Source organism: Streptomyces sp. NPDC048600 (assembly GCF_055587025.1).
In genome coordinates, this window is record NZ_JBVJGZ010000017.1 from 1 (window position 1) to 19391 (window position 19391).

The window sequence follows — 19391 nt, forward strand, 5'->3', positions numbered from 1 at the left end:
CCCCCCCCCCCCCCCCCCCCCCCCCCCCCCCCCCCCCCCCCCCCCCCCCCCCCCCCCCCCCCCCCCCCCCCCCCCCCCCCGCACCACCCACCAACACAACGCGCTACTGATCCGACGAGAAGCGGAGCGATGCCGCTGGGATTCGGGCGTCGCACCACACCCGCGCCCCCTCGCGCAGTTCGTTGTCGGCGCCGATCACCGCCCCGTCGCCGATGACCGTGCCGGAGAGGACGGACCGTGTGCCCACGCGGGCGCGGTTGCCGATGAGGGAGTCCGTGATGACCGCGCCGGGCTCGATGACCGCCCCGGGAAGGATCGTCGAGCCGAACACCCGCGCCCCCTCCGCGACGAACGCCCCCTCGCCCACCACCGTCCCCCCGGCCAGCTTCGCGTCGGGCGCCACCGTCGCCGTGGGCAGGACCAGCCGGTCACCGCACCGGCCGGGCACGGCCGGGGACGGCGCCCGCCCCAGGACCAGGTCGGCGGACCCACGGACGAACGCGGCCGGGGTCCCCAGATCCAGCCAGTAGGTACTGTCGACCATGCCCTGGAGATGCGCCCCGGCCGCCAGCAGATCCGGGAACGTCTCCCGCTCCACCGACACCGGCCGCCCGGAGGGGATCGAGTCGATGACGGAGCGGCGGAAGACGTACGCCCCCGCGTTGATCTGGTCGGTGACGATCTCCTCGGGCGTCTGCGGCTTCTCCAGGAAGGCGAGGACCCGCCCGGTCTCGTCGGTGGGGACGAGCCCGTACGCGCGGGGGTCGGTCACCTGCGTCAGGTGCAGGGAGACGTCCGCGCCGGAGCGGGCGTGGGTGGAGACCAGCGCCCGGATGTCGAGCCCGGTCAGGATGTCGCCGTTGAAGACGAGCACCGGATCGTCGGGCCCGGAGTGCAGCCGGGAGGCCACGTTCCGGATGGCCCCGCCCGTCCCGAGGGGTTCGTCCTCGGTGACGTACTCGATGTGCAGACCGAGCGCCGAGCCGTCTCCGAAGTACGGCTGGAAGACGTCCGACAGATAGGACGTCGCGAGCACGATGTGCTCGACCCCTGCCGCCCTCGCCCGCGCCAACTGGTGCGTGAGGAACGGCACCCCCGCCGCCCTGACCATCGGCTTCGGTGTGTACACCGTGAGTGGACGCAGCCGCGTGCCCTTGCCGCCGACCAGGAGGATCGCTTCTGTCACGTGTCGTCTCCGCTTCCTGCCGGGACCGGCCGAACTCTCGTTCGGCCGGCCAGTGTGTGCAGCCCGTCGTCTGGCGCTCTCGACTGCCGGCGGTGTCGCGTCCCTTCCCCCCGACGGCGGTGACGAAGCCCCCGAACGTGCTCCCGGCGGACGACTCACTCCCCGCCCGGGGCGGTCAGCGGCCCTGGAGGCGGGCCGCGTCCGTCCGGGCGGTGCCGAGCCTGCCGTACAGCAGCCCGCCGGGGCACTGTGTGGCGAAGCCGTCCCGATGACCGGAGATCACGTTCAGTCGCACATTCTTGCCTTTTTTGTAGAGATTCCCACCGCCCGACTTGAGAGAGGTCTTGGCGCGCGGGTCCATCCCGTAGATGCCGAGCTTCCAGGCCGTCAGTTTCGCGATGGCGGTCACCGCGGAGGCCGACGGCTTGGAGGTGTTGAACGTGCCGAGCACGGCGATCCCCATGCTGTTGGTGTTGAAACCGAGAGTGTGGGCGCCGAGGACGGCCTTGGCCACCCCACCGGCACGGCCCTCGTAGATGTTTCCGCACTTGTCGACGAGGAAGTTGTAGCCGATGTCCCGCCAGCCCATGCTCTTGACGTGGTAGCGGTAGATACTGCGGATGACGGACGGCACCTGGGAGCACAGGTACTTGTTGCCGGACGCCGTGTGATGCACGAAGGCCGCCTTGACCGACTTGGTGTAGACGAACTTCCTCTCGCGCAGTGACTCGTCCGCGCCCCAGCCGCGCCGGGTGACGATACGCGGCCGCGGCCCGATCTTGGGCTGGGCCGGTGTCCGCCCCTGGCGCAGCAGGGCGAGTTCGCGCAGTGTCGCGGCACGGCCGAGCGCGGGCAGTTCCATGGCGCCGAGCGGCGCGAGGGCGGAGTTGGCGGCGGAGGCGGCGACGGTGCCGGCCCCGAGCGAGCCGGTACGCGGCGCGTCCACGGAGACGGCGCCGGCGGGGGCGGCCCCCGTGCCGGGGACGGAGCCCGAGGCGGGGCGGGCGCCGAGCGCGGGCCGGGCGGCCGAGGCGGCAGGCGCGTCCTCGGCCCGTCCCGGATCGACGAGTTCGAGACGCAGACCCGACGGCAGCACGGCCTCCGCGGTGGCGGTGCGGGCACCGCGGCCGGTCTCCTCGACGCGCGATTCGGCGACGGCCCGGACCCGGACCTCCACGCCGTCGGAATCGCCCACCCACAGCGGGGCGGTGGCACCGCGGACCCGGCCGGCGGCGCGCTCGGCGGTGTCGGGGTCGGCGGCGTGTTCATGGTTGTGGGTCTCGATGTCCTGCCAGCCGGACCACTTCCCCGTGGTGGAGCCGCGGGTGCGGACCTGGACGCGGCCGTGCAGTTCGGCGTCGGGGTCGTCCCAGACGACGCCGACGAGGGAGAAGTGGCGTACGTCGCGGCGGGTCAGGCCCTGTACGGCGGTGGAGCCGAGGGCACGGTCGACGGCGAGCGGGACCAGGGGCAGGGACTGGGTCTGTCCGGGAACCGCGGCGGAGGCGTCGGCGGCCTGCTCCGCGGCCGGTGCAGGGCGGGCCGACGCCGTGGCGGCGGGCAGGGTCAGCGGCAGGGCCAGAGCGGCCGCACAGGTGACACCGATCGAAGAGGCTAGGAATCCACGCATGCCCCTGATCCTGGACATAGCCATACAAATCTGTCCATCGATGAGTTGACGGACCGTCGGCAGCCGCTGGGCCGAACCGGTGGCATGCGCTGGGCCGAACCGGTGGCATGGCGCTCCGGCGCGGGCGCGTCGGCACGCGTACGCTTGCGCGGGTGAATGCGACCGACCGCACCCCTGCCGACCTGCTGCGTTCCGCGCTCGCCGAGGACCCCGCGCGACCGCTGGTGACCTTCTACGACGATGCGACCGGCGAACGCGTCGAACTGTCCGTGGCCACGTTCGCCAATTGGGTGGCCAAGACCTCGAACCTTCTCCAGGACGGGATGTCCGCGCAGCCGGGAGAGAGAGTGGCGCTCCTGCTGCCCGCGCACTGGCAGACGGCGGTGTGGCTGCTGGCCTGTTCCTCGGTGGGTGTGGTCGCGGACGTCGGCGGGGATCCGGCGCGAGCGGACCACGTCGTGGCGGGTCCGGACCGTTTCGACGAGGGCCTCGCCTGCTCCGGGGAGCGCTACGCGCTGTCGCTGGCGCCGCTGGGCCGGCGTTTCACCGGCGGACCTCCGGCGGGCTACGAGGACTACGCCGTCGAGGTGCCGACCTTCGGCGACCGCTTCGCCGCGTACGCGCCCGTGGATCCCGAGGAGCCCGCGCTGGTCGTGGCCGGGGCGGAGCTGACCGGCGCCGAGGTCGTGGAGCGGGCCCGCGCCGAGGCGGCACCGCTCGGCCTGACCGGCCCCGGCTCCCGGCTCCTGTCGGCGCTGCCGTACGACACCTGGGAGGGGCTGAGCGCGGGGCTGTACGGGCCGCTGGCCTCCGGCGGCTCGGTCGTGCTGTGCCGGCATCTGGACCAGGCCTCGGAGGAGACCCTGACCAAGCGCATCGAGAGCGAGCGGGTCACGGCGACGGCACGGTAGGAAAACCCGGGCCCGGCCCCACACCCGGCCGGGCCCCTGGCCCGCACCCGCCCCCGCCCCCCACCCGGCAAACCCGGCCCGGCCCAGGCCGGGCAGCCCGCACCCGCCCTGCCCCGCCCCGCCGCGCGAACCCGCAGGTCAGACCCGCCCCCGTCCCCCGTTCGGCCCACCCCCACCCCCCACCCCACCGCCATCCACGGCATCGTCGTAAGCGCAGGACGAGACGCCCGGACGCCGCGAGGGGGACTCAGACGTGAGCGAGAGCACGGGTTGGGGTTCCGGGAGGCAGGGGGCGGTCGGCGCCGGAGCGGCGGCGTCGGGGCGGGGGCTCGCGCGCCGGCGGCGCAGGCGCTGGGTGCGGGGCACCGCGATCGGCGTGACGGTCGTCCTCGTGGGGGCCGCGGTCGTGGGAGCGGTCGTGTACGCGAAGCTCGACGGGAACATCACGCCCGACGAGGCCGCCGCGGCCGAGCTCGCGCGCTACGAGAAGGAGCGCCCCACCGCACTGGTCGAGGGTGCGCAGAACCTGCTGCTGATCGGGTCGGACTCGCGTTCCGGGAGCGGGAACCGCAGATACGGGCGGGACTCGGGCACCGAGCGCTCGGACACCACGATCCTGCTGCATCTGTCGGCGGACCGGCGCAGCGCGACCGCGGTGTCGCTGCCGAGGGACCTGATGGTGGACGTGCCGAGCTGCCGCAAGCCGGACGGAACCCGCACCGAGCCGATGTTCGCGATGTTCAACTACGCCTTCGAGACGGGCGGCTCGGCCTGCACGATCCGCACGGTCGAGAAGCTGACCGGGATCCGGATCGACCACCACATCGTGGTGGACTTCAGCGGCTTCAAGAAGATGGTCGACGCCGTCGACGGCGTCGAGATCTGCCTGGCGGAGCCCATCCGGGACAAGGCGGCCAAGCTGCGGCTGCCCGCGGGGCGCGTGCGGCTGAACGGGGAGCAGGCTCTCGGCTACGTCCGGGCCCGCAAGTCCCTCGGCAACGGCAGCGACACCGACCGCATGGACCGCCAGCAGCGCTTCCTCGGCGCGCTCGTCAACAAGGTGCGCAGCAACGACGTACTGCTGAATCCGGTCAAGCTCTATCCGGTGCTGGACGCGGCCACGTCCTCGTTGACGACGGACCCCTCTCTGGCGAGTTTGCGCGGTTTGTACGAACTCGTACGCGGTGTGCGCCACATCCCCATGGAACGCGTGCAGTTCCTGACCGTTCCGCGGGAGTCGTACGTCTACAACGCCAATCGCGACCAGCTCGTGGAGCCGGCCGCGGAGAAACTCTTCGCCCGGCTGCGTACGGACGCGCCGATCAACGTCTCCAGGGAAGTTCCGGGGGATTCCGCGGCAAAGGGCGATTCGGATTCGCAGTCGTACGATCACCCTGAGTACAAGGAGGACAGCAGCTCTCCCGCCCCGACGTTCCGCGGAAACACCGCCGCCGAGGACGACTGCGAGTAAAGCCATCCCCAAGTAGTCCGGCCCGGACGAACGCGCGTTCAAAGAATTGGGGTGGATTGCCCGGTTGTATGGGCGTGGAATTCGTCACCGCCGTGGCTCCACGCTGAACTGGGCGGATAGTGTGAGCGCTCCGGTGCCCCCGGCCCTGCGACCCGACCGGTCGTGGCCCGGGGTCGCGCACTGTTTGTACGAGAGCCGAGCGTCTTTGAGGGGGAAGACGCCGCGTGGCCCCGACGGAGGATTCGGACAACCGTGGACGCGCAAGGCCGTGGGCGGGCGGACAACATCGATCCCGCAGACCAGTGGGTGCTCAATCCGAACACCGGCGAATACGAACTGCGACTGGCCAATTCCGCAGCGCAGTCGGGAGTGCCCGGACCGCGGGCGGCCGCGCGCCGTGCCGCACAGGGCGCCGCCCGTTCCCGGACAGCCGCGCCGGGCAGCCGCACCGCGCCCGAGACACCGGGCCGCGAGGGTGCGCCGGGCCGTGAGGTCCCGCCGCCGCGCAGGCGCCGTACGCCGCCCGAGGAGCCGCCGGGGCGGCGCGGGCGACGGCCGGCCAAGAAGCCCAGGGGCAAGAAGATCCTGATGTGGACGGGCGGCTCCATGGCGCTGGTCCTGGTCGCCGTCGGCACCGCGGGATACCTCTACCTCAAGCACCTCGAGGGCAACGTCAACACGCAGGACGTCGGTGACGCGGCCGCGAGCAACTTCAGCAAGGACGAGGCCTTCAACATCCTGCTGATCGGTACCGACAAGCGCACCGGCGAGGGCAACGAGGGCTACGGCGACAAGGACAACTCGACGGGCCACGCCGACACCACGCTGCTGCTGCACGTCGCCAAGGACCGGACGAACGCGACGGTGCTGAGCATCCCGCGCGACATGAAGGTGGACATCCCGGACTGCGAGACGAAGCAGGAGGACGGCTCCTTCGAGACGATCCCGGGCATCCACGACCGCTTCGGCTACAGCCTGGGTGTCGGCGGGCGCGACGCAGGCTGCACCATGCGCACGGTCGAGCAGCTGACCGGCGTCAAGCCGGACCACTTCATGATGGCCGACTTCAACGCCATCAAGACCCTGACCACAGCCGTGGACGGCGTCGACGTGTGCGTCGAGAAAGCCGTCGACGACCCCAAGTCGCATCTGAAGCTCCCCGCCGGTCCCTCGACCATCGAGGGCGAGCAGGCGCTGGCGTTCGTCCGCACCCGGCACGCCTGGGGGAACGAGGGCGACCTGGACCGCATCAAGGTGCAGCAGCAGTTCCTGGCGTCCCTGATGCGCAAGATGTCCTCCGGCGACACGCTGACCAGCCCGACGAAGCTGGTGAAGCTGGCGGAGGCGGCCACCGAGGCACTGACCGTCGACAAGGCCATCGGCGACGTCGGCACTCTCAAGGACATCGCCCTGGAGATGAAGAAGGTGCCGATGAAGAACCTCTCCTTCACGACGGTACCGGTGGTCGACAACCCCGAGGAGACGGTGAAGGTGACGGTCGTCCTCAACGAGACCCTGGCACCGCCGATCTTCGACGCGATCAAGAACGACGTCTCCCTGACCGAGGTCAAGCAGAAGAAGAAGCAGGAGAGCGCGGCCATCGCGGCCCGGCTGAAGGGCACCAGGGCGCCCGCCTCCGAGGTGCGGGTGCAGGTGCTCAACGGCGGTGCGGCCGACGGTTCCGCGCAGAAGACGCTCAACTGGCTCCAGTTGGAGGAGAGCGTCACCAAGTCGGAGAACGGCGGCAACGCGCCCGCCGACCTGGCGAGGACCACGCTGGAGTACGCCCCCGACCAGGCCGACCAGGCCCGCGCGCTCGCCGCGATCATGGGGCTGTCCGGCGCGGCGATGAAGCCGGGCGAGAGCGTGACCAACTCCCAGGGCCTGCCGACGATGACCCTGACCCTGGGCAAGGACTTCAAGGGGGCGGGGATCCCGCTGACCGGCCAGGCGAAGATCGACGTGAAAGACAAGACCACGGCGGACAAGGTTCAGTGCGCCAGCTGAGACGGCCACGGCCGAGAAGTTGAGCGCCGCAGGCGACCAGACGGGCCTGTCACGCGTCTTACCCGACGCATGACAGGCCCGTTCGATGGCCGCAAGGGTGGGGAGGACGGGAAATGACGCAGAGCAGTGTGCAAGGGGAGGGGACTCTTCAACGGGTCCGGCACGCTGACGAGGACAGTGCCCACGCCGGCCGGACCACGGCCGGAACCGCACAGGGGAACTCGCCGGGCACGGAAGGGGAGCCGGAGCCCGGCACACGGGCCGATGCCCTGCACGGCGGGCGACGCGCCCGGCGCGCCCCGCGGCTCGGCGGCCGTGTCCTGCGCTGGACGGCGGGCGCCGTGGCCCTGCTCATCGTGGGCACGGCCGGCGCCGGGTATCTGTACTACCGGCACCTGAACGACAACATCAAAGAGGACCACCTCAACCTCGGTGACAGCGACGTCGCCGCGCCCACGCCGAACGCCGCCGGGCAGACGCCGCTGAACATCCTGCTCATAGGCTCCGACGCGCGCGACACCGAGGAGAACCAGAAACTCGGCGGCGCCAAGGAGACGTTCGGCAGCCCGCCGCGCGCGGACGTGCAGATGCTGCTGCATCTGTCCGCCGACCGCTCGAACATGTCGGTCATCAGCATGCCGCGCGACACGCTCGTGCAGATACCCAAGTGCACCGACCCCGACGACGGTCAGGTCTACGAGGCGAGCAACGGCCGCGACATGACCAACCTGAGCCTCAGCAACGGCGGTCCGGGCTGCACGGTGGCCACCTGGCAGGAGCTCACCGGCATCCATATCGACCACTTCGTCATGGTCGACTTCGCCGGTGTGGTGTCGATGGCCGACGCGATAGGCGGCGTCCCGGTGTGTGTGGACGCCAACATCCGCTCCCGGGACAGCCAGGGCCACGGCTCCGGCCTGAAACTGGAGGAGGGCACCCACCCGGTCAAGGGCGAGCAGGCCCTCCAGTGGCTGCGCACCCGCTACGGCTTCGGCGACGGCAGCGACCTCGAGCGCGCCAAGGCCCAGCACATGTACATGAACTCCCTGGTCCGCGAACTGCGCACGAACGCGACCCTGGGCAGCCCGAACAAACTGCGCAAGCTCGCCGAGGAAGCCACCCGGGCACTCACCGTCGACCCCGGCCTGAACAGCGTCAAGAAGCTCTACGACCTCAGCAACGAACTGCGGGCGGTGGCGCCGGAGCGGGTCACGATGACCACGATGCCCAACCGCTATGTCGGCGCGCGCGTGGAGCCGACCGAGGACGCCGAGCAGCTGTTCCGGCTGGTGCGCGAGGACATCGCGCTGGACGGCAAGGGCCAGAAGAAGAAAAAGAGGACGGAGCCGGTCTCCGGCGACCCGGCCGCGCCGGACGCCGAGATCGCCGTCCAGGTCCAGAACGGCACGCGCACCGATGTGCTGGGCCCGGCCAACAGGCGGGCCACGGAGGTGGCGGGACTGCTCACCGAGGCGGGCTTCACCGGCGCGGTGCCCGATCCGCAGACGCCCCCGGCCGAGAAGGTCACGGTGGTGCGGTTCCCGAGCGCCGACCTGGAGGGCGACGCCCAGGCGGTGGCGCGTGCCCTGAAGATCCCGCTGAGCTCGGTGCGGCGCTCGACGGACGTCAGCGGGGTCACCCTGATCGTGGGCGCCGACTGGCGCGAGGGCACCGTGTACAAGGCACCGGCCCGCAGCGACAAGCTGCCCGACACCGCCGAGGCCCTCAACGGCGCGGACGACGGGGCCTGTATGCATGTGAACCCGGCGTTCACCTGGTGACGACGGCCGGCGCGGGAGACTGGGCCGCGCCGTTCCCGGGACGGCCGGTCCGGGGGAGAGAACGACGAGCGAACCGGATCCGTCCGAGGTCCGGTTCGCTCGTTCGCGTTCAGCGCTCGGCGAGCACCGCCGGCCGCCGTGAGGCGATCACCTTGCGGGCCAGTGCCTTCGGGCTGGTCAGGAAGCCCCAGCCCCAGGACATGTGCATGGTGGCGAGGGCGAGCGGGATCTGGAGGCGGGCCTTGAGCGGCAGGCCGCCGCCCGCGGGGAGCGAGCCCGCGGTGATCGCGGCGAGGTAGCCGCCCGGGATCACCAGGCCCCAGGGGGTGAGGGCCACGCCCACGACCAGGCCGGCCGCGATGGCGCAGACCGCCGTCGGCGGGGCGAGGTAGCGCAGGTTGATGGAGCCCGAGTGGTAGCGGGCCACGACATGGCGCCAGCGGCCGTAGTCCTTGTACTGCTTGGCCAGCGCCTTCACGCTCGGGCGCGGCCGGTAGGACACCCGCAGCTCCGGCGAGAACCAGATCAGGCCGCCCGCCTCACGGATGCGGAAGTTCAGCTCCCAGTCCTGGGCGCGGATGAACTCCTCGTTGTAGCCGCCCTGCCGCTCCAGGGCCTCCCGGCGGAAGACGCCGAGGTAGACCGTCTCGGCGGGCCCGGCCTGGCCGCCGGTGTGGAAGGCGGCGTTGCCCACGCCGATCTTCGAGGTCATCGCGGCCGCGACCGCGTGCTCCCAGTCGTTCTCGCCCTCGGCGTGCATGATGCCGCCGACGTTCTGCGCGCCGGTCTCCTCCAGGAGCCGTACGGCGGTCGCGATGTAGTTCGGCGAGAGCATGCCGTGCCCGTCGACGCGGACCACGACCGGGTGCCGGGAGGCCTTGATCGCGGCGTTCAGGGCGGCGGGCGTGCGTCCGGTGGGGTTGGGCACGGTGTGCACGCGCGGGTCCTCGCGCACCAGTTCGGCCGCGATCTCGTCCGTACGGTCCGTGGACGGACCGAGGGCGATCACGACCTCCATCTCACCGGCGTACTCCTGCGCGAGGATCGCCTGGACGGAGCCGCGCAGATGCCGTTCCTCGTTGAGGACGGGCATGATCACGGAAACGGCGGGGAGCTGCACGTCGGGCTTGGCGTTCATCGGTGCTCACGTTACCGCGAACGGGGGACACCGGGTGCCCCGGCCGTGGCGCTGCGCCGGGGTGGAGATCGTATCGGCCTACGGTGCTCACGGCTCCCGCGTACGGCCTCGCCCGGAGGTGTTCCCTTGCCCACGCCGCCCAGGTCCCCCGGCCGGCCCCAGCCCCGACCGCGGCCGTCCCGCCGCGTCCCACGGCCCGCGCCGCGGCCCAGACGGCCCCGCTGGGCCATGCGGGTGGTGACCAGCCTGTCGGTGGTGGTGCTGGCCTCCGCCGGTATCGGGCACGCCGTCGTCACCAGTCTCGACGCGGACATCGCGCGTGTGGACCCGTTCAAGGACATGAAGAACCGGCCGCAGGCCGGGCACGGCATGAACGTGCTGCTGGTAGGCACCGACGGCCGCGACCGGATCTCGAAGGCCGAGCGCCAGAAGTACCGCCTCGGCGGGGCGCCCTGCCGCTGCACCGACACGGTCATGATCGTGCACATCTCGGAGGACCGGGAGCGGGCGAGTGTGGTCTCCCTCCCCCGCGACTCCTACGCCGAGCTGCCCGCGCACGTCGACCGGACCACGGGTGAGCGGCATCACGCGCACCCCATCAAACTGAACGCCGCCTACGCCGAGGGCGGGCCCCAGCTGACCGTGCGGACGGTCGAGCACATGACGCATGTGAAGATCGACCACTATCTGGAGGTCGACTTCACCAGCTTCATGAAGACCGTCGACGTCCTCGGCGGCGTCCGCATCTGCACCACGGACCGGCTGAAGGACTCCTACACCGGCCTGGACCTGCCCGCGGGCCCGCACGACCTCAAGGGCGGCCAGGCCCTCCAGTACGTCCGCGCCCGCCATGTCGACGGCGCCTCCGACCTCGGCCGGATGCAGCGCCAGCAGCGGTTCCTCGCGGCGCTGGTGGAGCGGGCGACCTCCTCGGGCGTCCTGCTGAACCCGCTGAAGTTCCGGGACGTGACCCGGGCCGTGCTCGGCTCGGTCCGCGCGGACAAGGGGTTCGGCACCGACGAACTCCTGGACCTGGGGCGGGCGATGCGCAACTTCTCCCCCTCCTCCTCGGAGTTCGCCACGGTCCCCATCGGGAAGATGGGCCATGTGGTCAAGGGCATCGGCTCCACCCTGAAATGGGACCCGGTGAAGTCGGCCAGGCTGTTCCGGGCGCTGCGCGAGGACCGGCCGCTTGCGGCCCACCGCCCGCGCGACACCGCGGTCCGGGTGCCCGTGGCCCCGCAGCAGATCCGGGTGCAGGTGGAGAACGGCACCCGCACCGCCGGTCTGGGCCGCCGCGTCGACGCCGCCCTCGCCGCGACCGGCTTCCGCACGACCCGGCAGCCCACCAACGCGGCCCGGCCCACGAACCGCCGTACCGTCGTCGTCCACGACCCCCGCTGGGACCGCTCGGCCAAGTCCCTCGCCGCGGCCCTGCCCGGCAGCGAGCTGCGCGCGGTGAAGGGGCAGGGGGCGACGCTGAAGGTGGTCGTCGGCGCGGACTTCGAGAAGGTGCGCAAGGTCCGCGCGGAGAACGCCCGGCAGGGCGAGTTCGGGGTGGTGCGGGGCGACGAGGTGGGGTGCCCCTAGGGCAGTCGCGTGCGGCCCGGGGTCAGTCCTCGTAGCCTTCGGCCGCGCGCTTCTCGCGCAGTTCCCTGATCGCGCGCCGACGGGAGAGCCGGTGGGTGCGGCGGATCTGGGCCTCCTGGTAGCGGCGCTTGTCGCGCTCGGTCTCGGGGAGCACCTGCGGTACCGAGCGCGGCTTGCCGTCGGCGTCGACCGCGGCGAAGACCAGATAGGCGGAGCCGACCTGGGTGGCGGGCGTGGACTCGTTCCAGCGCTCGGCCAGGACGCGTACGCCGACCTCCATGGAGGTCCGGCCGGTCCAGTTGACCTGGGCCTTCACATGCACGAGGTCGCCGACGCGGACCGGCTCCAGGAAGACCATCTCGTCCATCGACGCGGTGACGGCGGGTCCGCCGCTGTGCCGTCCGGCCACCGCACCCGCCGCGTCGTCGACCAGCTTCATGATCACGCCGCCGTGCACCGTGCCCAGCAGGTTCGTGTCGTTGTGGGTCATGATGTGGCTGAGCGTCGTACGGGAGGCCGAGGTCGGCTTGCCGGGAATGCCCGGATCGTCCATGTCGGCGTTGCTGGCCTGGTCTGTCATGGCCTCCACCTTATGCCGAACAGGCAGGTGGGGGCTTTGTGTCAGATTGGCAACAGCACTGCCCCTGTTTTCCGCTCACCCTTGTAAAGCACACGCCTTCGACCGGCACACTGGGGCGCATGAACGATTGGCCCGAGGGATGGTCCGACGACAACCGCGGCAGCCGCGGCCCCGCCTACGGTCGCGGCAGCGCCGGTGCGCAGCCCGAGGGCGCCCGTGTGATGCGACAGGTCCGGCGCGGCCCCGGCGGGGGCGGTTACCAGGCACCGCCGCAGCACGGAGGGGTTCCGCAGCAGCCGTCGTACGTGGACGGCGGTGACGGCTACGACAGCGGCTACAACACCGGCCAGGTGTACGGCGGCGGTCCCGGCGGAGGCGGGGACGGCTACTCCGACGGCGGCCGGCCGCGGCCCGACTGGCGGCGCCGGATCAAGTGGACCGCGATCACCGTCACCACGGTGTTGTTCGTCACGGCGGTCGGCACCTACTTCTGGGCCGACTCCAAGCTCAACCGCGAGGTCGACCTGTCCAAGGTCATCGAGCGGCCGGAGGCGGGCGAGGGCACGAACTACCTCATCGTCGGCTCCGACAGCCGCGCGGGCATGACCGCCGAGCAGAAGAAGAAGCTGCACACCGGGTCCTCCGAGGGCAAGCGCACGGACTCGATGATGATCCTGCACACCGGCGACGGCGCCCCGACGCTGATCTCCCTGCCCCGCGACTCGGACGTGGAGATCCCCAGCTTCCAGGGCTCGGAGTCCGGCAAGACCTACCCGGGCACCGGCCGGCACGTGAAGCTGAACGCCGCGTACGCCGAGGACGGTCCCGAACTGCTGGTGCGCACGGTCGAGTTCAACACCGGCCTGCACATCGACCACTACGTCGAGATCGGCTTCGCCGGGTTCGCGAACATCGTGGACGCGGTCGGCGGCGTCGAGATCGACATCCCGAAGGCCTTCAAGGACAAGAACTCCGGCGCGGACTTCCAGGCGGGCAAGCAGACCCTGAACGGCGAGGAGTCGCTCGCCTTCGTCCGCACCCGCTACGCGTTCGCCCGCTCCGACCTGGACCGCACCAAGAACCAGCAGAAGTTCCTGTCTGCCCTGGCCAGTCAGGTCGCGACGCCGAGCACCGTCCTCAACCCCTTCAAGCTCTACCCGACCATGGGCGCGGGCCTGGACTCCCTCATCGTCGACGAGGACATGGGGCTGTTCGACCTGGCCGACATGTTCTGGGCGATGAAGGGCGTCAGCGGCGGCGACGGCAAGTCCATGAACATTCCGCTGGCGGGCTCCACGGGCGGCAACCTGCTGTGGGACAAGGACAAGGTCAAGACGCTGGTGAGCCAGCTGAAGAACGACGAGACGGTCACGGTGTCGGGCGACTGACCCGGCGACGCCCTGCCGGACCGATGACCGGTCCGGCAGATGACCGTCCCTAAGCCGTCGCCCGCGCGAGCAGCGCCCCGTGTTCCAGGGACAGCTCGCCGCGGGCGTCCGTGTATCCGGCCGCGGCGATCCGGCCGTACTCCGCGCGGACACGGGCGACGGTCTCGGTGTCCTGGGCGGTGACGATCAGGCCGATCGTGGCGAGGCCCGAGGCCGCGGCGGTCCACCACTCCTCGACGCCCGCGCGGTGCTCGAAGCGGGTCTCGGCGCAGGCGGCGCCGGTGAAGCCCGCCTCCCTGAGCAGGGCGGCGACTCCGTCCGGGGTGCGCGTGAAGTCCTCCGCGGCCTCCAGACGCGGCAGACCGGGCGGCGGGACCACGCCGGCGGCCTCCAGCGCGCGGCCGTACAGCTCCATGCCGGCCTGGCGGCCGGTGCTCCACAGAGTGACGGCGAGGCGCCCGCCGGGCCTGAGCACGCGGCGCAGTTCGGCGAGGGCGGCGCGCGGGCGGCCGACGTGGTTGAGCACGAAGTTGCCGACGACGGCGTCGAACTCGCCGTCCGCGAAGGGTAGTTCGGGCAGTTCGGCGACCTCGGCGGGGATGCCCCGGGCGCGGGCCGCCGCCGCCATTGCGGGCTCGGCGTCCACCGCCCTCACCCGGGCGCCGCGTTGCCGGGCGGCCAGGGCCGCCGTGCCCGTGCCGGTGCCGACGTCCAGGACGTACGTCCCGGCGCCGACGCCCGCCGCGTCCAGCAGCTCCGGCACCGGGTGCGCGCACAGCCGGGCGAAGGTCGAGCCGTAGGCCTCGGCGCGCCCGGCCCACATCCGCCGCTCCGCGGTGTCGAACGCGGTGGCGGTCGGGTGGACGGCCGGGCTCACGGCTTGCGACCCACGCCCGCGAAGTGGGTGACCCGGACGGGCTCGGGGCCCGGTTCGGGCCGCCAGCGGGAGCAGCTGACGATGCCGGGCTCCAGCAGTTCGACGCGGTCGAAGAAGCGGGCGAGGTCCTCGCGGGTGCGCAGGGTCATCGGCGCGGAGCCCTGGCTGTTCCAGTACTCGACGGCCTGGGTCATGGCCTCGCCGTCGACCTCGGTCGTGGGGTGCGATATCGCGAGGTGGCTGCCGGAGGGCAGGGCGTCCAGCAGCCGGTGGACGATACCTGCGGCCTCGCCGGTGTCCATGACGAAGTTGAGGATGCCCAGCATGGTGACCGCCACCGGGCGCTGGAGGTCGAGTGTCGCGGCCGCCCCGCGCAGGATCGTCTCGGGGTCGTTGACGTCTGCCTCGATGTAGTCGGTGGCTCCCTCGCGGGTGCTGGTGAGCAGCGCGTGGGCGTGGTTCAGCACGAGCGGGTCGTTGTCGACGTAGACGATCCGGCAGGAGGGGTCGACGCGCTGGGCGACCTCGTGGGTGTTCTCGGCGGTCGGCAGCCCGGTGCCGATGTCCAGGAACTGCCGCACGCCCACCTCGCCGGCCAGATGCCGCACCGCGCGGGCGAGGAACGCCCGGTCGGCGACGGCCGAGCGCGGCAGCTCCGGCACGAACGACAGGATCTGGTCACCGACCTCCTGGTCCACCGGGTAGTTGTCCTTGCCGCCCAGCCAGTAGTTCCAGATCCGCGCCGAGTGGGAGACGTCCGTACGCAGGCGGTTCACCCGGCCGACGCCTTCGTCGTGGGAGGGGAGGGGGTCGGACATGAGGTGGGTCTCCTTGGTCGGGAACGATCCGATCGCGCCCTCAACCTAGACACAATCAGCCTCCGCCGTCGGCCACTTGGCCGATCCTGGCCCGTGCCCGGACGGGGGCTCGGGAGCGCCGACGGGCATGCGACAGCCCCCGGCCGGGGGCTCCGGGCGGGGGCTCGGCAGGTGCTCGCGGGTTACGGCAGGTTGCGGGCCATGACGATGCGCTGGACCTGGTTGGTGCCCTCGTAGATCTGGGTGATCTTGGCGTCGCGCATCATGCGCTCGACCGGGTAGTCGCGGGTGTAGCCGTAGCCGCCGAGGAGCTGGACGGCGTCGGTGGTGACCTCCATCGCGACGTCGGAGGCGAAGCACTTGGCGGCCGCGCCGAGGTAGGTCAGGTCGGCGTCGCCGCGCTCGGAGGCGGCGGCGGCCTGGTAGGTCAGCGCGCGGGCGGCCGAGATCTTCATGGCCATGTCCGCGAGCATGAACTGGATGCCCTGGAAGTCGGCGATCGCCTTGCCGAACTGCTTGCGCTCCTTGACGTAGCCCTTGGCGTAGTCGAGGGCGCCCTGGGCGACGCCGAGGGCCTGCGCGGCGATGGTGATGCGGGTGTGGTCCAGCGTCTTCATCGCGGTGGCGAAGCCGGTGCCCTCCTCGCCGATCATGCGGTCGGCGGGGATGCGGACGTTGTCGAAGTAGACCTCGCGGGTCGGGGAGCCCTTGATGCCGAGCTTCTTCTCCGGCGCGCCGAAGGAGACGCCCTCGTCGCCCTTCTCCACGACGAACGCGGAGATGCCCTTCGAGCGCTTCTCCGGGTCGGTGACCGCCATCACGGTGTAGTACTCGGAGACGCCGGCGTTGGTGATCCAGCGCTTGACGCCGTTCAGGATCCAGTGGTCGCCGTCGCGGACCGCGCGGGTCTTCATGCCGGCCGCGTCGGAGCCCGCCTCGGGCTCGGACAGGCAGTAGGAGAACATGCCGTCGCCCTTGGCGAGCGGGGTCATGTACTTCTTCTTCAGGTCCTCGGAGCCGGACAGGATCACCGGCAGGGAGCCCAGCTTGTTCACGGCCGGGATCAGGGAGGACGAGCAGCACACGCGCGCCACCTCCTCGATCACGATGACCGTGGCGAGCGCGTCGGCGCCCGCGCCGCCGTAGGACTCGGGCACGTGGACCGCGTGCAGGTCGTTCGCGACCAGCGCGTCGTGGGCCTCCTGCGGGAAGCGGGCCTCCTCGTCCACCGCGGCGGCGAACGGGGCGATCTTCGCCTCGGCCAGGGAGCGGACGGCGTCGCGGAGCATGTCGTGCTCCTCGGACGGGCGGTACAGGTCGAAGTCAGCCGATCCGGCCAAGGTCTCTCACGCTCCAATGACGCTACTGACGCTAACTACCGTTAAGTAACTCAATTTTAGTGCGTCCCCTCGCGAGGCGGATACGTGAGGTAGACGACAACGGGAAAAGTGCCCGCTGAATGGGGTTCCCGAGCCCCGGCTATGCTCGGGCACCGCATCACCGTTCGCCGTACTCCTGGAGCGTCCATGGCCCTGAAGATCACCGTGATCGGCACCGGCTATCTCGGCGCCACCCACGCCGCGGCCATGGCCGAGCTGGGCTTCGAGGTGCTGGGTCTCGACGTCGTCGAGGAGAAGATCGACCTGCTGCGGCAGGGCGAGGTGCCGATGTACGAGCCGGGCCTCGGGGAGCTTCTCCGCAAGCACGTGGCCGGGATCGAGGGCTCGTCCGGGCGGCTGCGCTTCACCACCGACTACGCCGAGGCGGCCGCGTTCGGCGATGTGCACTTCGTCTGTGTGAACACTCCGCAGCGGCACGGCGACTACGCCTGTGACATGTCCTACGTCGACTCCGCCTTCGCCTCGCTGGCCCCGCATCTGACCGGCCCTTCGCTGGTGGTCGGCAAGTCGACCGTGCCGGTGGGCTCCGCCGAGCGCCTGGCCGCCTACGTGGCCGAGCACGCCCCGGCCGGGGCGGACGCCGAGGTCGCATGGAACCCGGAGTTCCTGCGCGAGGGCTTCGCGGTGCAGGACACCCTGCACCCGGACCGGATCGTGGTCGGCGTGCGCAGCGAGCGCGCCGAGAAGCTGCTGCGCGAGGTGTACGCGACGCCGGTCGGCGAGGGCACCCCGTTCGTGGTGACCGACTTCCCCACCGCCGAGCTGGTGAAGACCTCCGCGAACTCCTTCCTCGCCACCAAGATCTCCTTCATCAACGCCATGGCCGAGGTGTGCGAGGCCGCGGGCGGCGACGTCGTCCAGCTGGCCGAGGCCATCGGCTACGACGACCGCATCGGGAAGAAGTTCCTGCGCGCCGGGATCGGCTTCGGCGGCGGCTGTCTGCCGAAGGACATCCGGGCGTTCATGGCCCGCGCGGGCGAGCTGGGCGCCGACCAGGCGCTGACCTTCCTGCGCGAGATCGACTCGATCAACATGCGTCGGCGCGGCCAGATGGTGGAGATGGCCCGCGAGGCGCTCGGCGGCGGCTCGTTCCTGGGCCGGCGCGTGGCGGTGCTCGGCGCCAGCTTCAAGCCGGACTCCGACGACGTACGGGACTCGCCCGCGCTCAACGTCGCCGGGCAGATACACCTCCAGGGCGGCCAGGTGACCGTCTACGACCCCAAGGGCATGGCCAACGCCCGGCGGCTGTTCCCGACCCTGGGCTACGCCGACACGGCGCTGGAGGCGGTGCGCGGGGCGGACGTCGTGCTGCATCTGACCGAGTGGCGGGAGTTCCGCGAGCTGGACCCGGCCGCGCTGGGCGAGGCGGCGAAGCAGCGGGTGATCCTCGACGGGCGCAACGCCCTGGACCCGGAGCTGTGGCGGCGGGCCGGGTGGACGTACCGGGCGATGGGACGCCCCACGGCCTGAGTTCCGCGCACGGCGGTGGCGACGCCGGTTCGGCCGAGGCTCAGTCGGCCGAACCGGCGTCTTCCCGCATTCTGCCCCACGCACCCCCGCCGCGGCCGGTGAACGTTACGCGGCTCACGCATCCTTTGCGTTCAGAGGTTATTTAGCCCGGTATCGCCGCATCTTCGCGCGTGCTCCGCACACCTGCATCGAGCACCAGCGGCCGCGGCCGGCCGGGCTGCGGTCGTAGTACGCCCAGTGACAGGTGTCCGATTCGCACGCCTTGAGGCGGGTCCAGGTGCCGGCGACCAGGGCCTCGGCGACCGCCGCGGCGACCCGTGAGAGCAGGGGGCCTTCGTCGGCCGGGGCGAGCCGGGCCGAGCCGTCCCCGGAGTCGACAGCCAGCAGGAGCGGGGCGCCCGCGAGCAGCGTGCCGAGCGGGGTCACCGTGCCGTGCGGCGGGTGACCGGCATGGGCGAGGAGGGTCGCCCGCAGCGATTCACGCAGGTCGCGCGCGCGGGGCAGTTCCTCCTCGGTGAGCCCGAGCCGCGCCCGGCCGTCCGCCGAGTCGAGGGCGTCGGCGCCCGACTCGATGTCCAGCGTGTTGACCAGGGACTCGATCAGGGCGAGGCCTCCGGGCGCGGGTGATCTCTCGCTCATGGCTGCACGCTACCTCCCCGATCTCCCTTGCGACGTTACCTCTCATGAGGGACCATGAGGTAACGGTTACCGGTTACCAGCTCCTAGCGGTAACCCCGTATTCCCGAGGAGGAGTCATGGCTGTCGCCGAACTGGGTGTCGTCGTCCTGGACTGCCCGGATCCCGCCGGGCTCGCCGCGTTCTACGCCGCCGTCCTGGGCGGCAGCGTCGAGGGCGAGGGCGAATGGGTGGACGTGAAGGTGCCGGGCGGCCAGTCGCTGGCGTTCCAGGCGGCACCGGGGTTCGTGCCGCCGAGGTGGCCCGCCGCCGATCACTCGCAGCAGTTCCACCTGGATCTGAACGTGCCCGACCTGGACGCGGCCGAGCGGGAGGTGCTCGCCCTGGGCGCCCGCCCGCTGGACACGGAGGACCGGACGCGCGGCTGGCGGGTGTACGCCGACCCGGGGGGCCACCCGTTCTGTCTCTGCGCGAGCTGAACCGTCCGGTCGCCCGGCCGCGCGGGCGC

At 71.6% G+C, this 19391-nt stretch carries 16 protein-coding genes; 8 read left to right on the forward strand and 8 right to left on the reverse strand.

The features are described from left to right. Positions 1–103: 103 nt before the first annotated feature. Together manB and ACZ6SQ_RS22645 are read right to left on the reverse strand one after the other, a co-directional pair. The gene (manB, locus tag ACZ6SQ_RS22640; RefSeq protein ID WP_386379140.1) at positions 104–1186 is read right to left on the reverse strand and encodes a mannose-1-phosphate guanylyltransferase; all 1083 of its coding nucleotides are present in this window, start codon (positions 1184–1186) and stop codon (positions 104–106) included. A gap of 175 nt (positions 1187–1361) precedes the next feature. Beyond that, the gene (locus ACZ6SQ_RS22645; RefSeq protein ID WP_469564872.1) at positions 1362–2816 is read right to left on the reverse strand and encodes a peptidoglycan recognition protein family protein; all 1455 of its coding nucleotides are present in this window, start codon (positions 2814–2816) and stop codon (positions 1362–1364) included. Positions 2817–2968: 152 nt separating this feature from the next. Here ACZ6SQ_RS22645 and ACZ6SQ_RS22650 point away from each other — a divergent pair, with 152 nt between their 5' ends. The 4 genes from ACZ6SQ_RS22650 (at position 2969) to ACZ6SQ_RS22665 (ending at position 8986) form a co-directional block, all read left to right on the forward strand. Beyond that, positions 2969–3727, forward strand: a complete 759-nt coding sequence (locus ACZ6SQ_RS22650) for a TIGR03089 family protein (protein ID WP_469564874.1) — start codon at positions 2969–2971, stop codon at positions 3725–3727. A gap of 253 nt (positions 3728–3980) precedes the next feature. Then, the gene (locus tag ACZ6SQ_RS22655) at positions 3981–5198 is read left to right on the forward strand and encodes an LCP family protein (protein WP_469564876.1); all 1218 of its coding nucleotides are present in this window, start codon (positions 3981–3983) and stop codon (positions 5196–5198) included. Positions 5199–5450: 252 nt separating this feature from the next. Then, positions 5451–7205: an LCP family protein gene (locus tag ACZ6SQ_RS22660; RefSeq protein WP_469564879.1), complete on the forward strand. Its 1755-nt coding sequence runs from the start codon at positions 5451–5453 to the stop codon at positions 7203–7205. Between the two features lie 113 nt (positions 7206–7318). After that, positions 7319–8986, forward strand: a complete 1668-nt coding sequence (locus ACZ6SQ_RS22665; protein WP_469564881.1) for an LCP family protein — start codon at positions 7319–7321, stop codon at positions 8984–8986. Positions 8987–9095: 109 nt separating this feature from the next. Here ACZ6SQ_RS22665 and ACZ6SQ_RS22670 read toward each other — a convergent pair whose 3' ends face one another. Further along, on the reverse strand, positions 9096–10124 hold the full coding sequence (locus ACZ6SQ_RS22670) for a glycosyltransferase family 2 protein (RefSeq protein WP_469564883.1): 1029 nt from the start codon (positions 10122–10124) through the stop codon (positions 9096–9098). Positions 10125–10250: 126 nt separating this feature from the next. Between ACZ6SQ_RS22670 and ACZ6SQ_RS22675 the strand changes: the two genes are divergently transcribed. Continuing rightward, complete coding sequence (locus ACZ6SQ_RS22675; protein WP_469564885.1) at positions 10251–11714, forward strand: LCP family protein; 1464 nt, start codon at positions 10251–10253, stop codon at positions 11712–11714. Positions 11715–11736: 22 nt separating this feature from the next. Here ACZ6SQ_RS22675 and ACZ6SQ_RS22680 read toward each other — a convergent pair whose 3' ends face one another. Beyond that, entirely contained in the window at positions 11737–12294 is a 558-nt protein-coding gene (locus ACZ6SQ_RS22680) for an acyl-CoA thioesterase (protein WP_386379131.1), read from the reverse strand. Between the two features lie 119 nt (positions 12295–12413). Between ACZ6SQ_RS22680 and ACZ6SQ_RS22685 the strand changes: the two genes are divergently transcribed. After that, entirely contained in the window at positions 12414–13682 is a 1269-nt protein-coding gene (locus ACZ6SQ_RS22685) for an LCP family protein (RefSeq protein ID WP_469564887.1), read from the forward strand. 49 nt (positions 13683–13731) lie between these two features. Here the strand turns inward: ACZ6SQ_RS22685 and ACZ6SQ_RS22690 are convergent, their stop codons facing one another. The 3 genes from ACZ6SQ_RS22690 to ACZ6SQ_RS22700 all read right to left on the reverse strand — a co-directional run bounded on the left by ACZ6SQ_RS22690 (position 13732) and on the right by ACZ6SQ_RS22700 (position 16717). Beyond that, positions 13732–14505: a class I SAM-dependent methyltransferase gene (locus ACZ6SQ_RS22690; RefSeq protein WP_469565157.1), complete on the reverse strand. Its 774-nt coding sequence runs from the start codon at positions 14503–14505 to the stop codon at positions 13732–13734. Positions 14506–14555: 50 nt separating this feature from the next. Beyond that, positions 14556–15377: an SAM-dependent methyltransferase gene (locus ACZ6SQ_RS22695; protein WP_469564889.1), complete on the reverse strand. Its 822-nt coding sequence runs from the start codon at positions 15375–15377 to the stop codon at positions 14556–14558. Positions 15378–15559: 182 nt separating this feature from the next. Beyond that, positions 15560–16717 (reverse strand): acyl-CoA dehydrogenase family protein, encoded by a 1158-nt coding sequence (locus ACZ6SQ_RS22700; RefSeq protein WP_469564891.1) that lies wholly within the window; start codon positions 16715–16717, stop codon positions 15560–15562. 186 nt (positions 16718–16903) lie between these two features. On the opposite strand from ACZ6SQ_RS22700, the gene ACZ6SQ_RS22705 reads away from it, so the two are divergent. Further along, a complete protein-coding gene (locus ACZ6SQ_RS22705; protein WP_469564893.1) occupies positions 16904–18247 on the forward strand; it encodes a UDP-glucose dehydrogenase family protein in 1344 nt (447 codons plus the stop codon). Positions 18248–18385: 138 nt separating this feature from the next. Here the strand turns inward: ACZ6SQ_RS22705 and ACZ6SQ_RS22710 are convergent, their stop codons facing one another. Next, positions 18386–18886 (reverse strand): CGNR zinc finger domain-containing protein, encoded by a 501-nt coding sequence (locus ACZ6SQ_RS22710; RefSeq protein WP_469564896.1) that lies wholly within the window; start codon positions 18884–18886, stop codon positions 18386–18388. 116 nt (positions 18887–19002) lie between these two features. On the opposite strand from ACZ6SQ_RS22710, the gene ACZ6SQ_RS22715 reads away from it, so the two are divergent. Then, entirely contained in the window at positions 19003–19362 is a 360-nt protein-coding gene (locus ACZ6SQ_RS22715; protein ID WP_469564898.1) for a VOC family protein, read from the forward strand. Positions 19363–19391: the final 29 nt, after the last annotated feature.